Raw genomic sequence first — 17,487 nt, forward strand, 5'->3', positions numbered from 1 at the left:
AAGAAAAGAACAGGGTTGAGGTAAGTATGGTTAGCATCAAAGAGAAAATGGCCTACGGGCTGGGTGATACCGCGAGTAATATCGTGTTTCAAACCGTGATGTTGTTTTTAACCTTTTTTTACACCGATATTTTTGGCATTTCACCGGCTTTTGTTGGCACGATGTTTTTAGTGGTCAGAATAATTGATGCTATTACGGATCCTCTTATGGGGGCGTTTGCTGATCGTACACAAAGTAAGCACGGCAAGTTTAGGCCCTACTTACTTTGGTTTGCACTGCCCTTTGGCGTGATCAGTGTGCTGGCGTTTACCACACCGGATTTTTCTGAAACCGGTAAAATGATCTACGCCTTTGTGACTTACACCCTGTTAATGATGGTTTATACCGCAATCAATATACCCTATTGCGCTTTGGGCGCCTCGTTAACAGACGACCCGAAAGAGCGTGTGTCTGTACAAACATACCGCTTTATTTTTGCTTTTATCGGCGGCGTACTGGTTTCAGCCTGCACTTTGCCACTGGTCGAATATTTTGGTCAGGGTGAAAAAGCCAAAGGCTATCAACTGACTATTCTGGCAATGAGCATTTTAGGTGTGATGATGTTTTTAGTGTGCTTTTACGGCACTAAAGAGCGTGTGATACCACCTAAAGAGCAAACGGGTACCTATCTGCAGAACTTTAAAACTTTATGGCAAAATGATCAGTGGCGCGTATTAGCATTGGCCACACTCTGCTTAATGAGCGGTTTTGTATTGCGTACCACACTGGCTATTTACTACATCAAATATTACTTAAATATGCCCGACAGCATTTCACTGATTATTACGCTGGGCATGTTTGGCAGCATTATTGGCTGTATTGTTGCCAACCAATTGGCTAAGAAATTTTGTAAAGTTAAACTGTACATAACCATTCAACTACTTGCAGCAACGCTGTGTGCCGCCAGCTTCTTTGTGCCGGCTGAACAAGCGATCCTTGCAATAGCATTGTATGTACTGTGGAATATGGTGTTTAATACTGGCACCCCTTTATTGTGGGCTAAGATGGCAGACACCGTGGACTACGGTCAGTGGAAAACGGGGATCAGAACCACTGGCATGGTGTACTCATCAATCGTGTTTTTTATTAAACTGGGTATTGCGGTAGGCGGTGCTACAGCAGGTTGGTTGCTCGCGGGTTATGGCTATCAGGCTGATGTCGCGCAAACCGATGCAACCAAAGCCGGTTTATTGTTATCATTTAGCCTATTCCCTGCTATTGGCTCTGTGCTAGTGGCCGTTATAATGCGCTGGTACATGTTAAACAATGATAAAATTACAACGATTACTCAAGAATTAAAACATGCGCCGGAGTAACCCTGGCGCTTCAAATACGTTTTATAGGTAAAATAAGCGACTGCAGACTATGGCGACAATTTATGATGTATCTCAACTGGCTGGGGTGTCTTTAGCCACCGTATCCAGAGTGATGAACAAAAACACCAATGTCAGCGATAAGACACGACAGAGGGTGCTCGACGCCATGGAAAAGCTGGGCTACCGGCCCAATACTTTTGCGCAGTCGCTGGCGTCCAATTGTTCTAACAGCGTAGGGGTGCTGGTATCTCAATTGGATGGCCCTTACTACGGCCCGATGATGGCAGAAATCGAATCCTCTCTGCGCTTAGAAAACAAACACGTTATTATTGCCGTAGGCCATAGCGACGCTGCTCAGGAAAAAGACAGCGTCGAGTTTTTACTTGACCGTGGTTGTGATGCGCTGATTTTAGACGTTGAAGCGGTTTCTGATGAGTACTTGATCAACCTGAGCAAAGGGCCAACACCAATTGTGCTTATCAACCGCTACATAGAGCAAATAAGCGAGCGCTGTATTTATTTAGAGAATGAAGTAGGCGGTTATATGGCTACTAAGCATTTAATTATGCAAGGTCATCGGCATATCGCCTATATATCCGGACCAGCAAAAAAACATGATGCTATCGAACGTTTAGTGGGGCATAAGCGTGCGCTGAGTGAAGCCAATATAGAATTTACTTCCGCACTGTGTTTCGAAGGCGACTATAGCGAAGAAAGTGGTGCCACAGGTATGACCTATTTACTACAACAACGCAGCAAAAAACCGTTTACTGCTGTAGTGTGTGCAAATGACCAAATGGTTTCCGGTGCAATATCAGTTTGTTTAGAAAGCGGTATGCGTATACCGCATGATTTATCTTTTGTTGGTTACGATAACATCCCTTTTGCCCGTTACATATCCCCTAAGCTTACTACCGTGAACAACCCCATACACGAAATGGGTAAAATGGCTGCGCTGTGGTTATTGAAAAACCTGTATAACAAAAACATCGACGTGAACAACGTATTTATGCCTGAGTTAGTAATACGCGAATCGTCCATCCCGGTTTAACCTGCCCAAACACTGCGTTAGCAAACAAAAAGTAATTTCATTGATCTAAAACGAAGTAATACTTATATCCAGAGCGTTCAGTATTGTACTGAGCGCACTCTTATCAATATCTGCTGCCATGACTAACTTTGGTTTAAAAATTTGTCCGCCGCCTCTTAACTGCCTTACTTGCCAACGAGCCGCTATACAGCCTAATAAAGCCAATAATTTTGAACGATCAACAATGACGTCTTACCACTCTAAAGTAGTAAGCTAATAAGCGACAAAAAATTTACCAATTGTTTGATATATGCTATACATGAAAGCGCTTACATGACACCAGACGGCCAATAGTAGCACGTCAATAAAAAACACTATTCACCCCAGGGGGACAAGATGGCAGCAACACCAATTCAAGCAACGGCTGGCCTTAGCGCCAGTGGCGGGCAAGCCAATTATCGCTTTGCACTTACCGCACTTACCTCATTGTTTTTTATGTGGGGGTTTATTACCTGTCTGAATGACATTTTAATACCTTATTTAAAAATGTTATTCGATTTAAGCTACACCCAGGCCATGCTAATTCAGTTCTGCTTTTTTGGCGCCTACTTTATTGTTTCTGTCCCCGCTGGCATATTGGTGAGCAAAATAGGCTATAAAGCTGGCATTGTGACCGGCTTATTGATTGCAGGTGCAGGCTGTTTGTTGTTTGTGCCAGCGGCCTCTGCTCATGTGTACGCCATGTTTTTACTGGCGTTGTTTGTGTTAGCTTCTGGCATCACTATTTTACAGGTCGCCGCCAACCCTTACGTTAGCGTACTAGGCAAAGCTGAAACCGCCTCTAGCCGCCTTACTATGACCCAGGCTTTTAACTCACTGGGAACCACCGTGGCACCCTTTTTTGGTGCCTGGCTGATTTTTGGTGGTATGGATGCACCCGAGCCGGGTGTCGTCACGGAGTCGACCGTTCAGTTACCTTATTTAATTTTGGCCGCCGCACTTGTTGTATTGGCCATAGCTTTCGCCTTATTAAAACTGCCTGCTATGGGCAAAAAAGACCCCACCGAAGCTTTACCTCTGGGTGGTGAAGCCTGGAAACAGCGGCATCTCATGCTGGGCGCACTAGGCATTTTTGTCTATGTTGGCGCAGAAGTCGGTATTGGCAGCTTTTTAGTCAGTTATTTATCAATGGCAGAAATTGGCGGTATGTCAAAAGCAGCCGCCTCACATTATATTGCCTGGTACTTTGGTGGTGCAATGGTTGGCCGCTTTATTGGTGCGGTGGTTATGCAAAAAGTCAACGCAGGCAAAGTACTGGCCTTTAATGCAGTTTGTGCTGTTTTGCTGCTGGCATTAACCATTTTATCATCCGGTAAACTGGCAATGTGGTCGTTACTCCTGGTAGGCCTGTGTAACTCTATTATGTTCCCAACCATTTTCAGCTTAGCCATTACCGGATTAAAACAATATACCAGCCAGGGCTCGGGTATTTTATGTCTGGCAATTGTTGGTGGTGCCATCTTGCCGTTGCTGCAAGGCGTGTTTGCCGACAGCTTTGGGGTGCAGATAGCATTTATCCTGCCGTTACTGTGTTATATCTACATTGCCTTTTACGGGCTGAATGGCTGCAAGCCACGTGAAATAGCCGCTCAAGCTGCTGTGGCTAAGGAAGCATTATGATGTTACGAATAAAACCAATGTATCTTAAACCCTTATTACTGGCACTAAGTAGTGGCTTGCTACTCGCAGCCTGCTCAAAACCGGCACCGGAGCAGGCAGCCACCGAGCAGAGCAGTGAAGATGTTAAAGAGAACCATATCTGGCCCAAACTCACCTTGCCGGTACCACAGGATTTAGCGATGGAGCAGTCAATTACTGCATTGTTAGCAGAAATGACCTTGCAACAAAAAATCGCCCAGATGATCCAGCCAGAAATACGCGATATCAGTGTTGAAGATATGCGTAAGTATGGTTTTGGCTCCTATCTGAATGGCGGCGGTGCGTTTCCGAATGATGATAAATACGCCACACCTGCCGACTGGATTGCCCTGGCCGATGCACTATATCAGGCATCTATTGATGATAGCCTTGATGGCAGTCGCATTCCCACCATGTGGGGGACCGATGCAGTACATGGCCATAACAATGTGATTGGCGCCACCATATTTCCGCACAACATCGGTTTAGGTGCAGCGAATAACCCGGCGTTAATTGAACAAATAGCCAAAGTTACTGCCCGTGAAGTTATGGTTACCGGCATTGATTGGGTGTTTGCACCAACTGTGGCGGTTGTGCGTGATGATCGCTGGGGCCGCACCTATGAGGGGTACTCGGAACAACCTAAAATAGTCCACGATTACGCTGCCGCTATTGTTACCGGCTTACAAGGTGCAGCAGGTGAAAATTTTCTAGGTGACGAGCAGGTTATTAGCACCGTAAAGCACTTTGTCGGTGACGGTGGAACTACGGGAGGCGTTGATCAAGGCAACACCGAGGTAACAGAGCAGCAGTTGTTTGATATTCACGCCCAAGGCTATGTGGGCGGTTTGCAAGCGGGGGCTCAGTCTGTGATGGCGTCATTCAACAGCTGGAACGGCAGTAAAGTACATGGCAATAAACACCTGCTAACTGATGTGCTGAAAGACCGCATGGGTTTTGATGGTTTTATTGTTGGTGACTGGAACGGCCATGGGCAAATACCTGGCTGTACTAACGACAACTGCCCTCAAGCGGCAAATGCCGGCTTGGATATTTACATGGTACCCACTCAAGCCTGGAAGCCGCTGTACTACAACCTGATTGCACAGGTAGAAGCCGGTGACATTAGCATGGCCAGAATTGACGACGCCGTACGACGCATCTTGCGGGTTAAAAAGCGCGCAGGTTTATTTGATAAAGCCAGCCCGGCTAAGCGCCCCTTGGCAGGTAAAACGGAATTAATTGGCTCGGCAGAACACCGAGCGGTTGCACGCGACGCCGTGCGACAATCGTTAGTGTTGCTGAAAAACACCAACCAGCTATTGCCGTTAAACCCAGGGCAGCGCTTATTAGTTACCGGCCCGGGTGCAGACAATATTGGCCAGCAAGCAGGTGGCTGGACAATAAGCTGGCAGGGTACCGGCAACAATAATGCTGACTTTCCGGGCGGTAGTTCTATTTATGCCGGTATAAAGCGCCAGGTAGAGGCGGCTGGCGGCTCAGTAGAGTTATCCAGCGATGGCAGCTACCAACAAAAACCCGATGCCGCTATAGTGGTATTTGGCGAAGAACCCTATGCAGAGGGTAATGGCGACATTGATAACCTGGAATACCAGCGCGGTAACAAAACCGATCTGGCGCTGCTAAAACAGCTAAAAGCCGATGGCATTCCAGTGGTGTCGCTGTTTATCAGCGGCCGTCCAATGTGGGTAAATCCTGAACTCAATGCTTCGGATGCCTTTGTCGCTATTTGGCTGCCAGGTAGTGAAGGTGAGGGCGTCGCAGATGTCATTCTGACTAACGCTGACGGTTCCCCTCAATATGATTTCCATGGCAAGTTATCGTTTTCCTGGCCTGCCAGCCCACAGCAGACTGTGGTAAACGTTGGCGATGCCAATTATCAGCCGTTGTTGCCCTATGGTTTTGGTTTACGTTATGGCGAAAGCAATGTGCTAAACGCTGATTTACCAGAGCAAATAGAGCAAACAACCCAGCTGTCAGACTTAGTTATTTTTGAACGCGCCCCGCGCTCACCATGGCAGCTACAACTGCAAAGTGGTACTGAAAATGCCGCCGTTGTCAGTAGTATTCAGCAGCTGGGAGCTATTAGTAGCCGCACCTTTGATAAAGACGTACAGGAAGACGCACGCCGCTTTGAACTGGACGGCAGCAGCAATGCCGCTTTAGCTTTTATTAGTACGTTTCCGCGGGACTTAAGAGCCTATACTGAAACTGATAGTCAGCTTACGCTGCTGGTTAAACGCCTGGGTGACATACCCGCCAACGTGACCCTGAGCATGGCTTGTGGAAATAACTGTGGCGGCAAGGTTAATATTAGTAAAGCGCTAACCAGTATGCCAGAAGATGCATGGCAGCCATTAGCAGTGAGTTTAAGTTGCTTGCAGCAGCAAGGCATGAACCTAAGGCAGGTTTCTAAAGTGCTGGCTATTGAAACGAGTGGTGCGTTAACCCTTAGCCTGGCTGACGCCCGAATTAGCCCGGTAACCAACAACACTGAGCTTAGCGCCGTCGCTTGCCAGTAATTTGCAATATCACTTTATGTTAAAAAGGGCGCCAGCAGGCGCCCTTTTTGTATGCTTAGAAGAGCAAGCGCAGACCAAGAGACTGGTGCGCTTACATTACAGCTGCAGGGATGCCGAGTAAGCTGAAACGGAAAAAGGATATGTTACTCAAAGCTGGCGCAGTAAGCATCTGCAGGCCTCACCCAGCCTATCGCGTATGGCATAACTTTGCAGCTATTGTATTGCTTTAACCTTTACGCCTATTCCGGGCAAAAAAATACCCGGCTAGCCGGGTACTTTCGTTATCAAACAGTCTTGACTATGGTCAATTGCCCATGGCGTATCTGACCCCAATGGCATACCGTGGGCCGTATTGAGCAGCACTTAAGAACTGTCTTTCGAACCGGCCAAAGTTACGCTCGGTTTCGTTGGTCAGGTTAATGCCTTCGAAGAATACGGTCAGGTTGTCATTAATGCTGTAGTTAACGCTTAAATCCCACTGTAGGAATTCTTCAGCATAATTAGGCGGCGAATCGGTGGTGTCTGGCTGGCCCGTTCCGGCCAGATATTCATCACGCCATGCCGCTGTTAACTTGATCGACCAACCATCTTTCTCGTAGAACAGCTGCCAGTTAGCCGAGTTACTTAGGCCGGGCAGAACAGCCTGATTCATCAGCACGAAGTTATCGTACTCTACATCACCGTCCACCAGTGTGGCGTTTATACCGGTACCGAATCCGCTGTCGCCAAACAGGTGTTGCACCGCAAGCTCCACGCCATTTACCTTCCTGACACCGACGTTTTCAGGTGAGTTAATTGTCCAGGCAATCAACGGGTCCGTATTAGGGTCTGGTAACACACGGTTGTTTTCACCTAACCCCACACCGTTGGCAACAATTTCATTGTAAATAGCGCCGTCGGTGGCCTGCTCGCCACGTGCCTCGATAGCGGCCACCGCAGCGTTCCAACGCTGGCCCTGATAAACGTCATGCAAGCCTTCGAAGGTAGTGGTGACTTGTGAGTTATCGATCCAATCATCAACATCTTTCCAGAACAGGCCTATGGCGGCGTAGCTCGCCTCGGCATAGTAATACTCTAATGAGATATCCAGATTGGTTGACGCAAACGGCTTCAGATTAGGGTTGCCGCGACTACCACTTCTGGCGCCTATCTTAGGTGAAGGCGTCAGGCTAAGGTTGCCAAGCATTTGCCCCAAGCCGGGCCGGGTAATGGTTTTGCCTGCCGAGAAGCGCCCCACCCAGTCATCGGTAATATCCACTTTCAGGTCCAACATCGGCAGCAGTAGATCATAGTTGCCGGTGAAATCAACCTCAACAAACTCGCCGCCACTGGCAAACTGCGTTAGCCACTCTGACCCGCCGGCCCAATAGACATATTCTGGCACGCGGCTCTTAGCCGGGCTGACAATGTCGGTTTCCTCATATCGCAGACCAAGGTTTACGTCGACATAGTAGCCTTTTACTTCAAATTCCCACGCCGTTGATACATAAAGGCTGACCGTTTCTTCTTCGATACGATTTACCGGAAAGCTGTCGAAGGTGCCAATCTCGTAGGCGTCAGAGCCCAGCACATCTTCAGTAAGCGCGGCCAGTTGCCGGGTGATGGCTTCATCGATATTAAAGGTATAGGCATAGCCTGGCGATACACCCGCTGAGCCGAAGGAAAATTCATCCAGGAAGTTACTCAAGTCAACACGGGTAAACATGCTATCCGGGAATATCTCAGCAAAGGTGCCGTTATTAAAACCTGGCGCATTTGCGTTGTTGGAGCCGCCAGAGCCGCTCAGCGATTGCTCGGTGTAAGCCGCACCGAATGAAACACCCACCAGGCCATATCCGAGTTCGGGCAGCCACTCACCGCCAAATTGATACTGCGTCACTTCCGACTCACCCGGTGTGCGGGTGAATATACTGAAGTTCGAGCCTATTTCATTCGGGCTAAGTTCATTGCTGCCATTTTGCCATTTAATGTTGTAGCCAGGAACATCACCGTCGCGGAAAAGATATTCCTTGGATGACAGTGCAGCCGACCCTAAAATAACCCGAGCCTGTGCCCCCAAGCCCTTATCCATGCCATTGTCTGTGGTGGTTTTGGACGTGTGTGCATCAAAGTTGAAGCTTAATGCATCAGAAAATGCCCACGCCACATTAAAGCCAGTAGCTTTTGAGTCGACTTCGCTCGTTTCCCTGAACCCCGTAAAAGAGCCATCATCGCCGGATGAGTTGTAATAAATCGCCGTGCCATTTTCATCCAACTCATAGGCATTAGCGTTGCCGCCGAAAGAACCGTTCCATACCCCCCAGGACAGCGAGTTATTGCCAGTTACCGCGTTGGAAATGGTGTGATCCAAAGTCAATATCACATTATCCGTTGCTGCAAACTGAAAGGTCACCTGACCATTGGTTCGCTCACGCTGAATATCATCGCGGGCGAAACTGATTTCCTGAGGAAAGAATGCTGCCGTAACAGGTTGTAAATCGCCGTTAGCATCGGGAGCCCAGAAGCGGGGAATGACCGCGCCGTTGGCATCTACTGGTCGGCCATCCACAATATCCGACTCATCCACCGACAAGGAAGGGTTTAACTGCCAGGAGCGGACATTAGCCGACTGCCGCTGGAAATCTCTGCGGTGAAAGGAGAAGTTTGCGGTAACACCAAAACGCTCATCCATAAAGGTATTGCTGTAAATACCCGCAAATTCAGGTGTCACATCGTCGCCGGCTTTATTCGAGGAGTCATGCAGGCCTTTCGCCATAAAAGAGTAACGCTCTCCTGGGTTTTGCAGCGGTTTTGCGGTAACAATATTGACCGTTGCGCCAAGGCCGCCTGTTGGCACATCGGCCCGGGCAGTTTTGTAGACCTCTAACGCACTGACGCCCTCGGAAGATAAGTTTTCGAAGTTAAATGACCGTGAAAATCCCGTTCCGGCCATCTGACGGCCATTGAGCGTAATCAGGTTAAATTCAGGACCAAAGCCCCTTACGGTAATCTGACTGCCTTCACCGTTTGCCCGGCTTACCGATACCCCGGTAATACGCTGCAACGACTCAGCCAGGTTGGTGTCGGGAAACTTACCCATTTCTTCTGCTGAAATGGCATCCACCACGCCCGAGGCTTCGCGTTTCACGTCCATTGAACGCGCTAAACTACCGCGAATACCTTTAACCTGAATAATCTCAACCTTTGCTTCCTGTGCCTGTTCATCTGTTGTTTCCTGAGCTTGCAACGGCATTAACAGGCCAGTGGTCAGTACGACTGATACCGCAATGGCAACCGGGCTTTTATTAAATAATGTTGGTTTCATAATGGTTTTACTCTCGTCGCACTGAATTAGTTATTAGAAATTTCAACGTTATCAATTTGATAAACTGCACCTTGTCCGGTGCCCCACGCAGGAAACACCATAATCACGTTGATGTCGCTGATATCTAAGCCAGCGTCAAACAGGCTTTGCAGACTAAAGCGATATTTTGCCCACTCGCCGGTTGTTGGTGCCTCGCCGTTGTTACCGCTAGCTAATGGCAACTCTACTGCGCTAGATGCACCGGTAGATTCAATTTTAAATAACCAGGTAGAATCCGGGTTAGCAGGCGCATCAACGACCCGCATATCAAAACTGACGCTACCGCTGGCCAGCAAAGCTGTTGCATCAAAAGACACGCCTTCGTTGGCTAAAATACCCTGTACGGTTTCTGGCGAGCCAAGCACTGAAAATTGTGCCACATTGCCATAAGGCGCACCGGCATCGACAACCTGAGGAGTTGAACCAGCACAGCAATCCCATAGCGTCCAGTCCGGATTCACCGCATCACGAAACAGCGATAACATACCTGCACTTTGGGCGTTAGGGTTGTAAATCCGAACGTTATCCAGCCGGTACACTGCACCATTACCGGTATCCCAGGCAGGGAATACCATCAGCACATCAATCGCGCTGATATCCAGACCCGCATCAGACAAACTTTGAATGCTGAAAGTGTAAGTTGCCCACTGGCCTGTAACAGGTTCCTGGCCTGCGCTACCAGCACTTAACGGTAACTCAACGGCTGACGCGGCACCATCGGCTTCAATTTTAAACATCCAGCTGGAATCGGGGTTGGTCGGCGCGTTTACCACTTTCATGTCAAATTGCACGACACCTTCGCTAAGTAAAGCAGACGCATCAAATGGCTCTGCTGCGGCCTCAAGCAAGCGAGTGTTAAAGCCCATTACTGTTGGCGAAGCGCCAATAGAAAACTCAGCAGTAAGACCATGAGCTTCATCGTCCATTACTTCAACCGGGGTAGTACCACCACAACAATCCCACATTGGCCAGGCTGGGTTTTGCTCGTCAGTAAAAATGGTTAACGCTGGTGATGCACCATCAGGCTGAGCAATTTTTACGTTATCGACCTGATAAACGGCACCATTACCGGTATCCCAGGCTGGAAAAATCATCACCACATCAATAGCCGATAAATCCAGGCCGGCGTCAGCCAGCATTTGCAATGGGAAGGTGTAGGTTTGCCATTGACCGGTAACGGGTGCAATGCCCTCGCTACTGGCGGTAATAGGCAGTTCGGCGGCTGTGGTATTCTCGTTGCTCTCTACTTTAAACACCCAGGTTGAGGCTGGGTTTGACGGCGCCGACACGACCAGCATATCAAAGCTGACACTGCCGTTTTCAATTAACGGCGAGGCGTCAAAAGGGCTGGGCACCCCTGCCGGATCAGTAATAAAGGCAGAGCGGGTAATAAAGCCATTTACGGTAGGCTGGGCATTGACAACAAACTCATACACATTACCACGGCTCTCAACTTCCATCAGCGCCGGGGTAGAACCACCGCAACAATCCCAGGCAGGCCAGTTTGGATTAGGCATATCTTCGAAAATAGTTAAATTTTGTGCCACACCTGTTGATGGTGGCGAAGGAATGGGTGCCTTGCCTTCTACTAGTGTGTTTTCATCTTTATAGCCGGCACGAACAGTTTCACAACCTTTGCCGCTGTCCAGATCCTGACCGCACTGGTATACCCGCACATAATCAATCTCATAGATTTGGCCATCAGCAAAAGCGTCTGCATCAATACCCAGATTATTAACGTTCTCAGGCCAGTTACCACCTACAGCTAGATTCAGCAGTAAGTGAAAGCGCTGGTCAAAAGGGGCACTGCTCCACTGCGTTTTAAGTTCACCAGTGATGATATCAAAGTTCTCAGTGAACCAGCCACGATGACTAAGGCCAACCGCTTCGCCCCGGCTGTTAAAACGCACTGTTGATGCCATTTGGGTTTGAAACAGGTAACCATCGACATACCAGCGAATTTCGCCTTCCTGCCATTCAATGGCATAGGTATGGAAGTCATCAGCCGGATTGGCGCCATCTGGTAATAAATAGGCCTTGCCAGAACTGGCATTGTCCGGCCAGGCGCGGCCATAATGCAGGGTGCCATGAACGTTAGCTTCGGCCACGCCATCTTCACCCGCTACTTTGAGGTTAACCGCTTCCAGTATGTCGATTTCGCCAGATTTAGGCCATTCACCATAAACATAATCAGTAGGCAGCATCCAGAACGCCGGCCAACTACCCTGGCCAGAAGGCAACTTAGCACGCATTTCAAAACGACCATATTTCCAGTCACCCTGGTACTTGGTATTTAACCGAGCTGAGGTGTAAGGCTGCACCGCGCCATCTTCAGCTGGCAGGGCAACAATTTTGAGGGTGCCGCCTGACACAAACGAATTGTCCGGGCTGTCGGTATAGCATTGCTTTTCGTTATTACCGCCGCCGGCGCAATTTATTTCATGCGTCCATTTGTCGTCATCAATGCTGGTGCCGTCAAATTCGTCACTCCAGACCAGTTGCCAGTCACTTACCGGCTCGGCTGGGTTAACCGCCGTTAAATTGGTCGTGGTAGCAGTATCACCACCACATCCGGCCAGGCCTGCCGCCATTAGTAAGGCGGTTAACGTTGTAAGTTGTTTCATTTTTATAGTCATCCCCTGGGTCATTGCTATCTGCTGACTGAAGCGCCAACACCATAAGCAAGATGCCAAGAAAGATGTAAGCGCTTCCAAAAGCTAAATGATTAAATTTCAACCGTCAATAGCAATGCAGCAAAAAGCTGACCCAAAGTAGGGCGTTATATGACAAAAAAATGACTTTCCCATTAAATTTCAACAAATAAGCGCGCACCAATAAAATGAATAATAAAACCACCTTGCCAGATTATGGTGCAGCATATCGCTGAGCTGCCACAACCTCACTTTACGCGCCTCTTGCGCTAGCTTGACACTTATTTACATCGCCTGTTTTACACTTATCCGTTCAGCCAGCGAGCACCATAAACCGCCGAAATTGGGACGGCACGAGATAAAAATGACTGGCATTCAAATTAACAGGAACTAAAAGATGAACACTGACAAACAAGTACTGACTTTTGCGATAGTAGCGTTTTTAACTGGCTGTGGTGGCAGTATGTCAACAGATACACCGACCGACGATGCCACTTCAAGTACGACCACAGCGCCGCCGTGCACCCGGATTTAATAGCAACACAGGTGCAACCAGCCGCCACAACCGACAATAGCTGGCGTGGCATACTGCGCATCAACTGCGATTTGTCGCATTCCGGCTACAATGACCCTATCGTTTACCCTGGCCAACGCGATGCCGCCCACCTGCATCGTTTTTATGGCAACACCCTGCTGGATGAGCACAGTAATCTTACTTCACTCTTCACCACCGGCGAGTCGAGCTGTCAGGGCAACGAGCTGAATCGTTCTGCCTATTGGGTGCCGGCCCTGTTGGCACCGTCTTACGAACCCACCAGCGGTGAGCGTTTACTTGATAATAACGGCGAGCCAGCCTGGAAAATCGTGCCTGCCGTCGTAGGCAACGACGATGAAGCGCATGAGATATTTTATTACTCAGCCGGCGTCGACGACCTGGCCTCTATTCAACCAATCCCGCTGGGGTTAAAAATGATTGCCGGTAACCATATGGGTATGCCAGGCATGGAGCAGGATACCTCGATAGTGCGCTGGCATTGTCAGTCTTGGGAGTCAAATGATGCCACCAACCCACGCTGGAGCAGCAGCATTCCAGAGTGTCTGGCACCCGATCGGTTACGGATGGATATTTTCTTCCCCAGTTGCTGGAATGGCACCGATCTGGATTCCTATGATCACAAGAGCCATTTAGCGTATCCGGTTAATAATGGCGGCCCCAATGGCACAGTATGCCCAGCCAGCCACCCGGTGCCGATTATCCGGGTTAGTTTTCATTATGCCTACGGTGTAAAACCCGAAGTGTACGATCCACAAAGCCGCTCTAGCCGCGGCTGGCGTTTTGCTTCTGATATGTATGACGTAAGCAGCAGTACCCCTGGTGGTATGTCATTACACGGCGATTGGTTTAACGCCTGGCACCCGGAAGCCTTGCAAGCTATTTTGGATGGCTGCATCCGCCAACGGCTGGACTGCCACGACGGTAACCTTGCCAACGGCTACCGCTTAACCGGCACCCGCGCTGGTAGCCAAACTGAGCCACCTATCGTTAATAAAGGGTTAGGGTACTAGTCTGAAAAAAGCCATCATATATAACGCTGATGGCCTCAGTTTTGCCATGGAGCACAACACCAAATTGGTGCATACTAACCATCTTATTTCTAAATTCGAATGGCGTTGTGCAACGGCTAATATCGTTCTTACACCAACCGCAAGCTTACCGGCGCGGTTATTTATCGCGCTGTTACCTGGTACTATCGTTGCTTTTTACTGTGCCAGTGTCTGGCGCAGAAGCGGCAGAGAGTCAGGCCATTACGCCGGTTTATTACCCGGGCAAACTGCGGCAGGATTATTACACTGACTTACTACATCTGGCACTAAGTTACCCTTGTGCTACGCAGTATGCAGTGCAGCCGTCTGATCTGGACTTACCGAAAAAACGTGCCTTTGATTTGATGAACGCGGGCCAGGGCATTGATGTAATGTACGGCAGCGCCAGCAACGAGCGCATCAATACTTACCGCGCAATACCCTTTCCTATTTTACGTGGTTTAATGGGGTTACGTATCGCGCTGGTTAGCAGCGCTGAACCCAATATACTGAAAAACGCTCATAGCTTAGCAGCCTTATCTCGGCTTCGAGTCGGGCAATTTATCAGCTGGAGCGACACGGCTATATTGCGGGCAAACGACTTTAATGTCGAAGCCGCCAGCACGTTAGAAAGCCTGTATCAAATGCTCGACAAAGGCCGCATCGACTATTTTCCACGGTCAGTATTGGAAATACAGCAAAATCAGGCAGAACATGCCGAACTTAACCTGCAAATAGACCCGCATATTCTGCTGTATTACCCCACCGCCACTTACTATTACGTTGCCAAAGACAACAACGCCCTGGCCGACGCCTTGCTCTGCGGTTTAGAACACGCCCAGCAAAGTGGCCAGCTAAACCAGCTGTTCGAGCGCTACTACGGCGACGTACTGCAGCAACTCAATGTCGCCGGCCGGCGGGTGATTAAACTACAAAATCCGTTACTACCGGCAGGTGTGCCATTACTGCGGCCCGAGATGTGGTATCCGTTACCGGATAACAGCGCCAGTAAGCAATAAAGCCACCATTAAAGATTACAGCATTGGCAAAACAACAAAAGAACCCGTTATGCAACCCGAACTAAAAATTGAAAATTTAATAGAAGGCACCGGCAAAGCTGCCGAACGCGGTGCGCTTATCACCACACATTACCGCGGCTGGTTAGAAGATGGCACCGAGTTTGACTCGTCCTACAAACGCGGCGAGCCGTTTCAAATAGTGCTGAGCAACAACCGGGTGATTCAGGGCTGGATTTTAGGCTTAAAAGGCATGAAAACCGGCGGTAAACGCAAACTCTGGGTACCGGCAGAACTGGCCTATGGCGAGCGGCAAATTGGCAGCATGATCCCACCAAACAGTAACCTAATTTTTGAAATTGAACTGTTGGAAGTACTAACCCGGGATGATTGATAGCGCCAGCAGGCGCTAATTACCCTGGTAACTTAAACTGAACTTATTGCACTTGCACTAGCCTAATCTCGCCGTTACACTTTGCGCGTTTTTTCAACAGGAGTAGCAAGATGAGTAAACCAGCAGCAGCCGAGCATGGCCGCGGCGAGATCCGCGATAATGCGATAAAGGCGTTAGTCACCAGTAAATTGTTTCAAACCAAGGTGGTAAAGGCGAAGAAAGGCAAAGGCTCATACAACCGCAAAGGGCGTAATTCAAAAGATTACGCCCTTATTGTTTTGGCCAACCGTAAACTATCTTCCCGCTCAGGCTTGCTCGCGGTCAATCTTGGCGATAATGCGATCCAGCATCATTAAGTCATTCGCCTTTTCCATATATTCGTCGCTATCTTCATCCAGTTTTACAAGCTCAGGACGCCCGGCAGCAAGCTGTTTTGTAAGACATAAACGTATATGGCGTAATTCAACCGTTGAGAACATAACTAACTTACCTCAGATTTAGGCACGCTCAGGAAACTTGGAATTGCAGCTGTTTCCAACTGCTTCAGCTTTTCCAGATATGAATAGTGCGGCATATCGTGCAGTGGTTTTTCGGCCTAACGAAATAGGTCTTCCGGTACCGCCATATAAAACTGAACAGGAGTATGCATTTTTTCTCTCGAAAGGTTGTCGATTCAGCGAATATACCTCACACTGCGCCACATGCTAAAAAAACAAACAAGATGTTAAATATTAAGAGTGTTATCTGTACTTAAACACGCTATCGCTTTACTTCTATTTAACATGCTATTGATTTTGGGCTGCTGGACACTACTTTACTCAGTGCAAACCCAGTTTGCGGAAGTTAACAGCGCAAAGCCACTTATCGTTTTAAGCAGCTTTCATGGCTACTTACCGGGGGCGCTGTTGGCCCTGATATTTATGACAGGCTATGCCGCAAACCGCCTTTGGCGGGGGCTGCGTCGGCAAACATTATCAGCCAATAACGGCAAGCTGACAGCAATCGGTGTGCTAACAGGTCTGGTTCTGGTAGTTATAGGTAATTTTGCCATTAACGCCTACTGGCATAATAAAGCCGAGTATGCAGGTTATCAGGAATGCCCGGCTTTTACGCTATTGACGAACCGGATAACCATGACAGCATGGAGCAAAGATGAAACCCTCTGCCTCGATAATGATGCAAGGCAAATTATCGTCCGCGGCACGCCGGATGAAACGCACCAACTGGCAACTCACCTGAACGCCAGAGCAAAACAACAGCAGGCAAAACAGCAGTTTTTGCAGCAAGAAGCACAAAGGAAAAGCGATAGTTCGAAAGGGTAAGCGGCTGCTAGCCAAGCGCAGCGCCGGTACTGCTTTAACACCGCGCCAGCAGGCGCTGGTGCAGTTTTACCATATAAGCTTTACCAATCTGGGGCTGATCACGCTGCCAGTTACGGTGCTGGTGATTATGTGGCTGGCCGTGTCGAGGCTAGTTGTAAATTAGCAGATAAAGGTTACAACCTTAGCTTTATCAAGTTACCACTCTAAACAAGTCAATATTACCAGTTCTTGCATTTTAGAAGGACCATCAAAGTTAAGTGTCACCGGCAATGTAAAACTGACCCACTAACGACAATTTAAAATTGACCCACCTGAGGCAAAATTACCGCCGACATTAATTGAATTAAGGCGGTGTAATTTTAATGCTGACTCAGGAGTTATTAGTGGAAATCCATGTGTTGCACCGACAAGGCCAAAGCATTCGTGCTATCGCCAAAACATTACATGTATCACGCAATACTGTTCGTAAGTATCTGCGGGATATTGCTAAAACGCCAGCCTATAGTGAACGTGCTGATCGGGCTTCAAAACTTGACCCCTTCAAGACGTAT

The 17,487-nt window shown here is 48.6% G+C and carries 14 protein-coding genes; 11 read left to right on the forward strand and 3 right to left on the reverse strand.

Annotated elements, in window-relative coordinates; genetic code table 11:
• The first annotated feature begins 26 nt into the window (after window positions 1-26).
• The 4 genes from H595_RS0101060 to H595_RS0101075 all read left to right on the forward strand — a co-directional run bounded on the left by H595_RS0101060 (window position 27) and on the right by H595_RS0101075 (window position 6,626).
• Complete coding sequence (locus H595_RS0101060) at window positions 27-1,355, forward strand: glycoside-pentoside-hexuronide (GPH):cation symporter (protein WP_027669513.1); 1,329 nt, start codon at window positions 27-29, stop codon at window positions 1,353-1,355.
• Between the two features lie 49 nt (window positions 1,356-1,404).
• Entirely contained in the window at window positions 1,405-2,406 is a 1,002-nt protein-coding gene (locus H595_RS0101065; RefSeq protein ID WP_027669514.1) for a LacI family DNA-binding transcriptional regulator, read from the forward strand.
• A 375-nt stretch (window positions 2,407-2,781) separates the two neighbouring features.
• Window positions 2,782-4,065, forward strand: coding sequence for a sugar MFS transporter (locus H595_RS0101070; protein WP_027669515.1), 1,284 nt, complete (start codon window positions 2,782-2,784; stop codon window positions 4,063-4,065).
• Window positions 4,062-6,626 (forward strand): glycoside hydrolase family 3 protein, encoded by a 2,565-nt coding sequence (locus H595_RS0101075; RefSeq protein ID WP_156885896.1) that lies wholly within the window; start codon window positions 4,062-4,064, stop codon window positions 6,624-6,626. Before H595_RS0101070 ends, H595_RS0101075 begins: the two co-directional genes overlap by 4 nt.
• A gap of 304 nt (window positions 6,627-6,930) precedes the next feature.
• On the opposite strand, the gene H595_RS0101080 is transcribed toward H595_RS0101075, so the two are convergent.
• Both H595_RS0101080 and H595_RS0101085 read right to left on the reverse strand, forming a co-directional pair.
• Window positions 6,931-9,930 (reverse strand): TonB-dependent receptor, encoded by a 3,000-nt coding sequence (locus tag H595_RS0101080; RefSeq protein ID WP_027669517.1) that lies wholly within the window; start codon window positions 9,928-9,930, stop codon window positions 6,931-6,933.
• Window positions 9,931-9,956: 26 nt separating this feature from the next.
• Complete coding sequence (locus tag H595_RS0101085) at window positions 9,957-12,593, reverse strand: glycoside hydrolase family 16 protein (RefSeq protein WP_240474803.1); 2,637 nt, start codon at window positions 12,591-12,593, stop codon at window positions 9,957-9,959.
• Between the two features lie 424 nt (window positions 12,594-13,017).
• Between H595_RS0101085 and H595_RS24350 the strand changes: the two genes are divergently transcribed.
• The 5 genes from H595_RS24350 (at window position 13,018) to arfA (ending at window position 15,970) form a co-directional block, all read left to right on the forward strand.
• The gene (locus tag H595_RS24350) at window positions 13,018-13,155 is read left to right on the forward strand and encodes a hypothetical protein (protein WP_205623142.1); all 138 of its coding nucleotides are present in this window, start codon (window positions 13,018-13,020) and stop codon (window positions 13,153-13,155) included.
• Between the two features lie 11 nt (window positions 13,156-13,166).
• The gene (locus H595_RS21450) at window positions 13,167-14,186 is read left to right on the forward strand and encodes a DUF1996 domain-containing protein (protein ID WP_205623143.1); all 1,020 of its coding nucleotides are present in this window, start codon (window positions 13,167-13,169) and stop codon (window positions 14,184-14,186) included.
• A gap of 107 nt (window positions 14,187-14,293) precedes the next feature.
• Window positions 14,294-15,223: a substrate-binding periplasmic protein gene (locus H595_RS21455; RefSeq protein WP_051219693.1), complete on the forward strand. Its 930-nt coding sequence runs from the start codon at window positions 14,294-14,296 to the stop codon at window positions 15,221-15,223.
• Window positions 15,224-15,272: 49 nt separating this feature from the next.
• The gene (locus H595_RS0101105) at window positions 15,273-15,614 is read left to right on the forward strand and encodes an FKBP-type peptidyl-prolyl cis-trans isomerase (protein WP_027669519.1); all 342 of its coding nucleotides are present in this window, start codon (window positions 15,273-15,275) and stop codon (window positions 15,612-15,614) included.
• A gap of 110 nt (window positions 15,615-15,724) precedes the next feature.
• Window positions 15,725-15,970, forward strand: a complete 246-nt coding sequence (arfA, locus tag H595_RS23750) for an alternative ribosome rescue factor ArfA (RefSeq protein WP_037053303.1) — start codon at window positions 15,725-15,727, stop codon at window positions 15,968-15,970.
• Here the strand turns inward: arfA and H595_RS24240 are convergent.
• The gene (locus H595_RS24240) at window positions 15,920-16,093 is read right to left on the reverse strand and encodes a hypothetical protein (protein ID WP_169338531.1); all 174 of its coding nucleotides are present in this window, start codon (window positions 16,091-16,093) and stop codon (window positions 15,920-15,922) included. The two genes, arfA and H595_RS24240, sit on opposite strands and share 51 nt — an antisense overlap.
• A gap of 342 nt (window positions 16,094-16,435) precedes the next feature.
• On the opposite strand from H595_RS24240, the gene H595_RS0101115 reads away from it, so the two are divergent.
• Entirely contained in the window at window positions 16,436-16,936 is a 501-nt protein-coding gene (locus tag H595_RS0101115) for a hypothetical protein (protein WP_156885897.1), read from the forward strand.
• Between the two features lie 362 nt (window positions 16,937-17,298).
• On the forward strand, window positions 17,299-17,487 hold a 189-nt coding region (locus tag H595_RS23755), incomplete at its 3' end, for a helix-turn-helix domain-containing protein (protein WP_027669521.1).

It is taken from the genome of Rheinheimera baltica DSM 14885 (assembly GCF_000425345.1).
GTDB classification, from domain to species: domain Bacteria; phylum Pseudomonadota; class Gammaproteobacteria; order Enterobacterales; family Alteromonadaceae; genus Alishewanella; species Alishewanella baltica.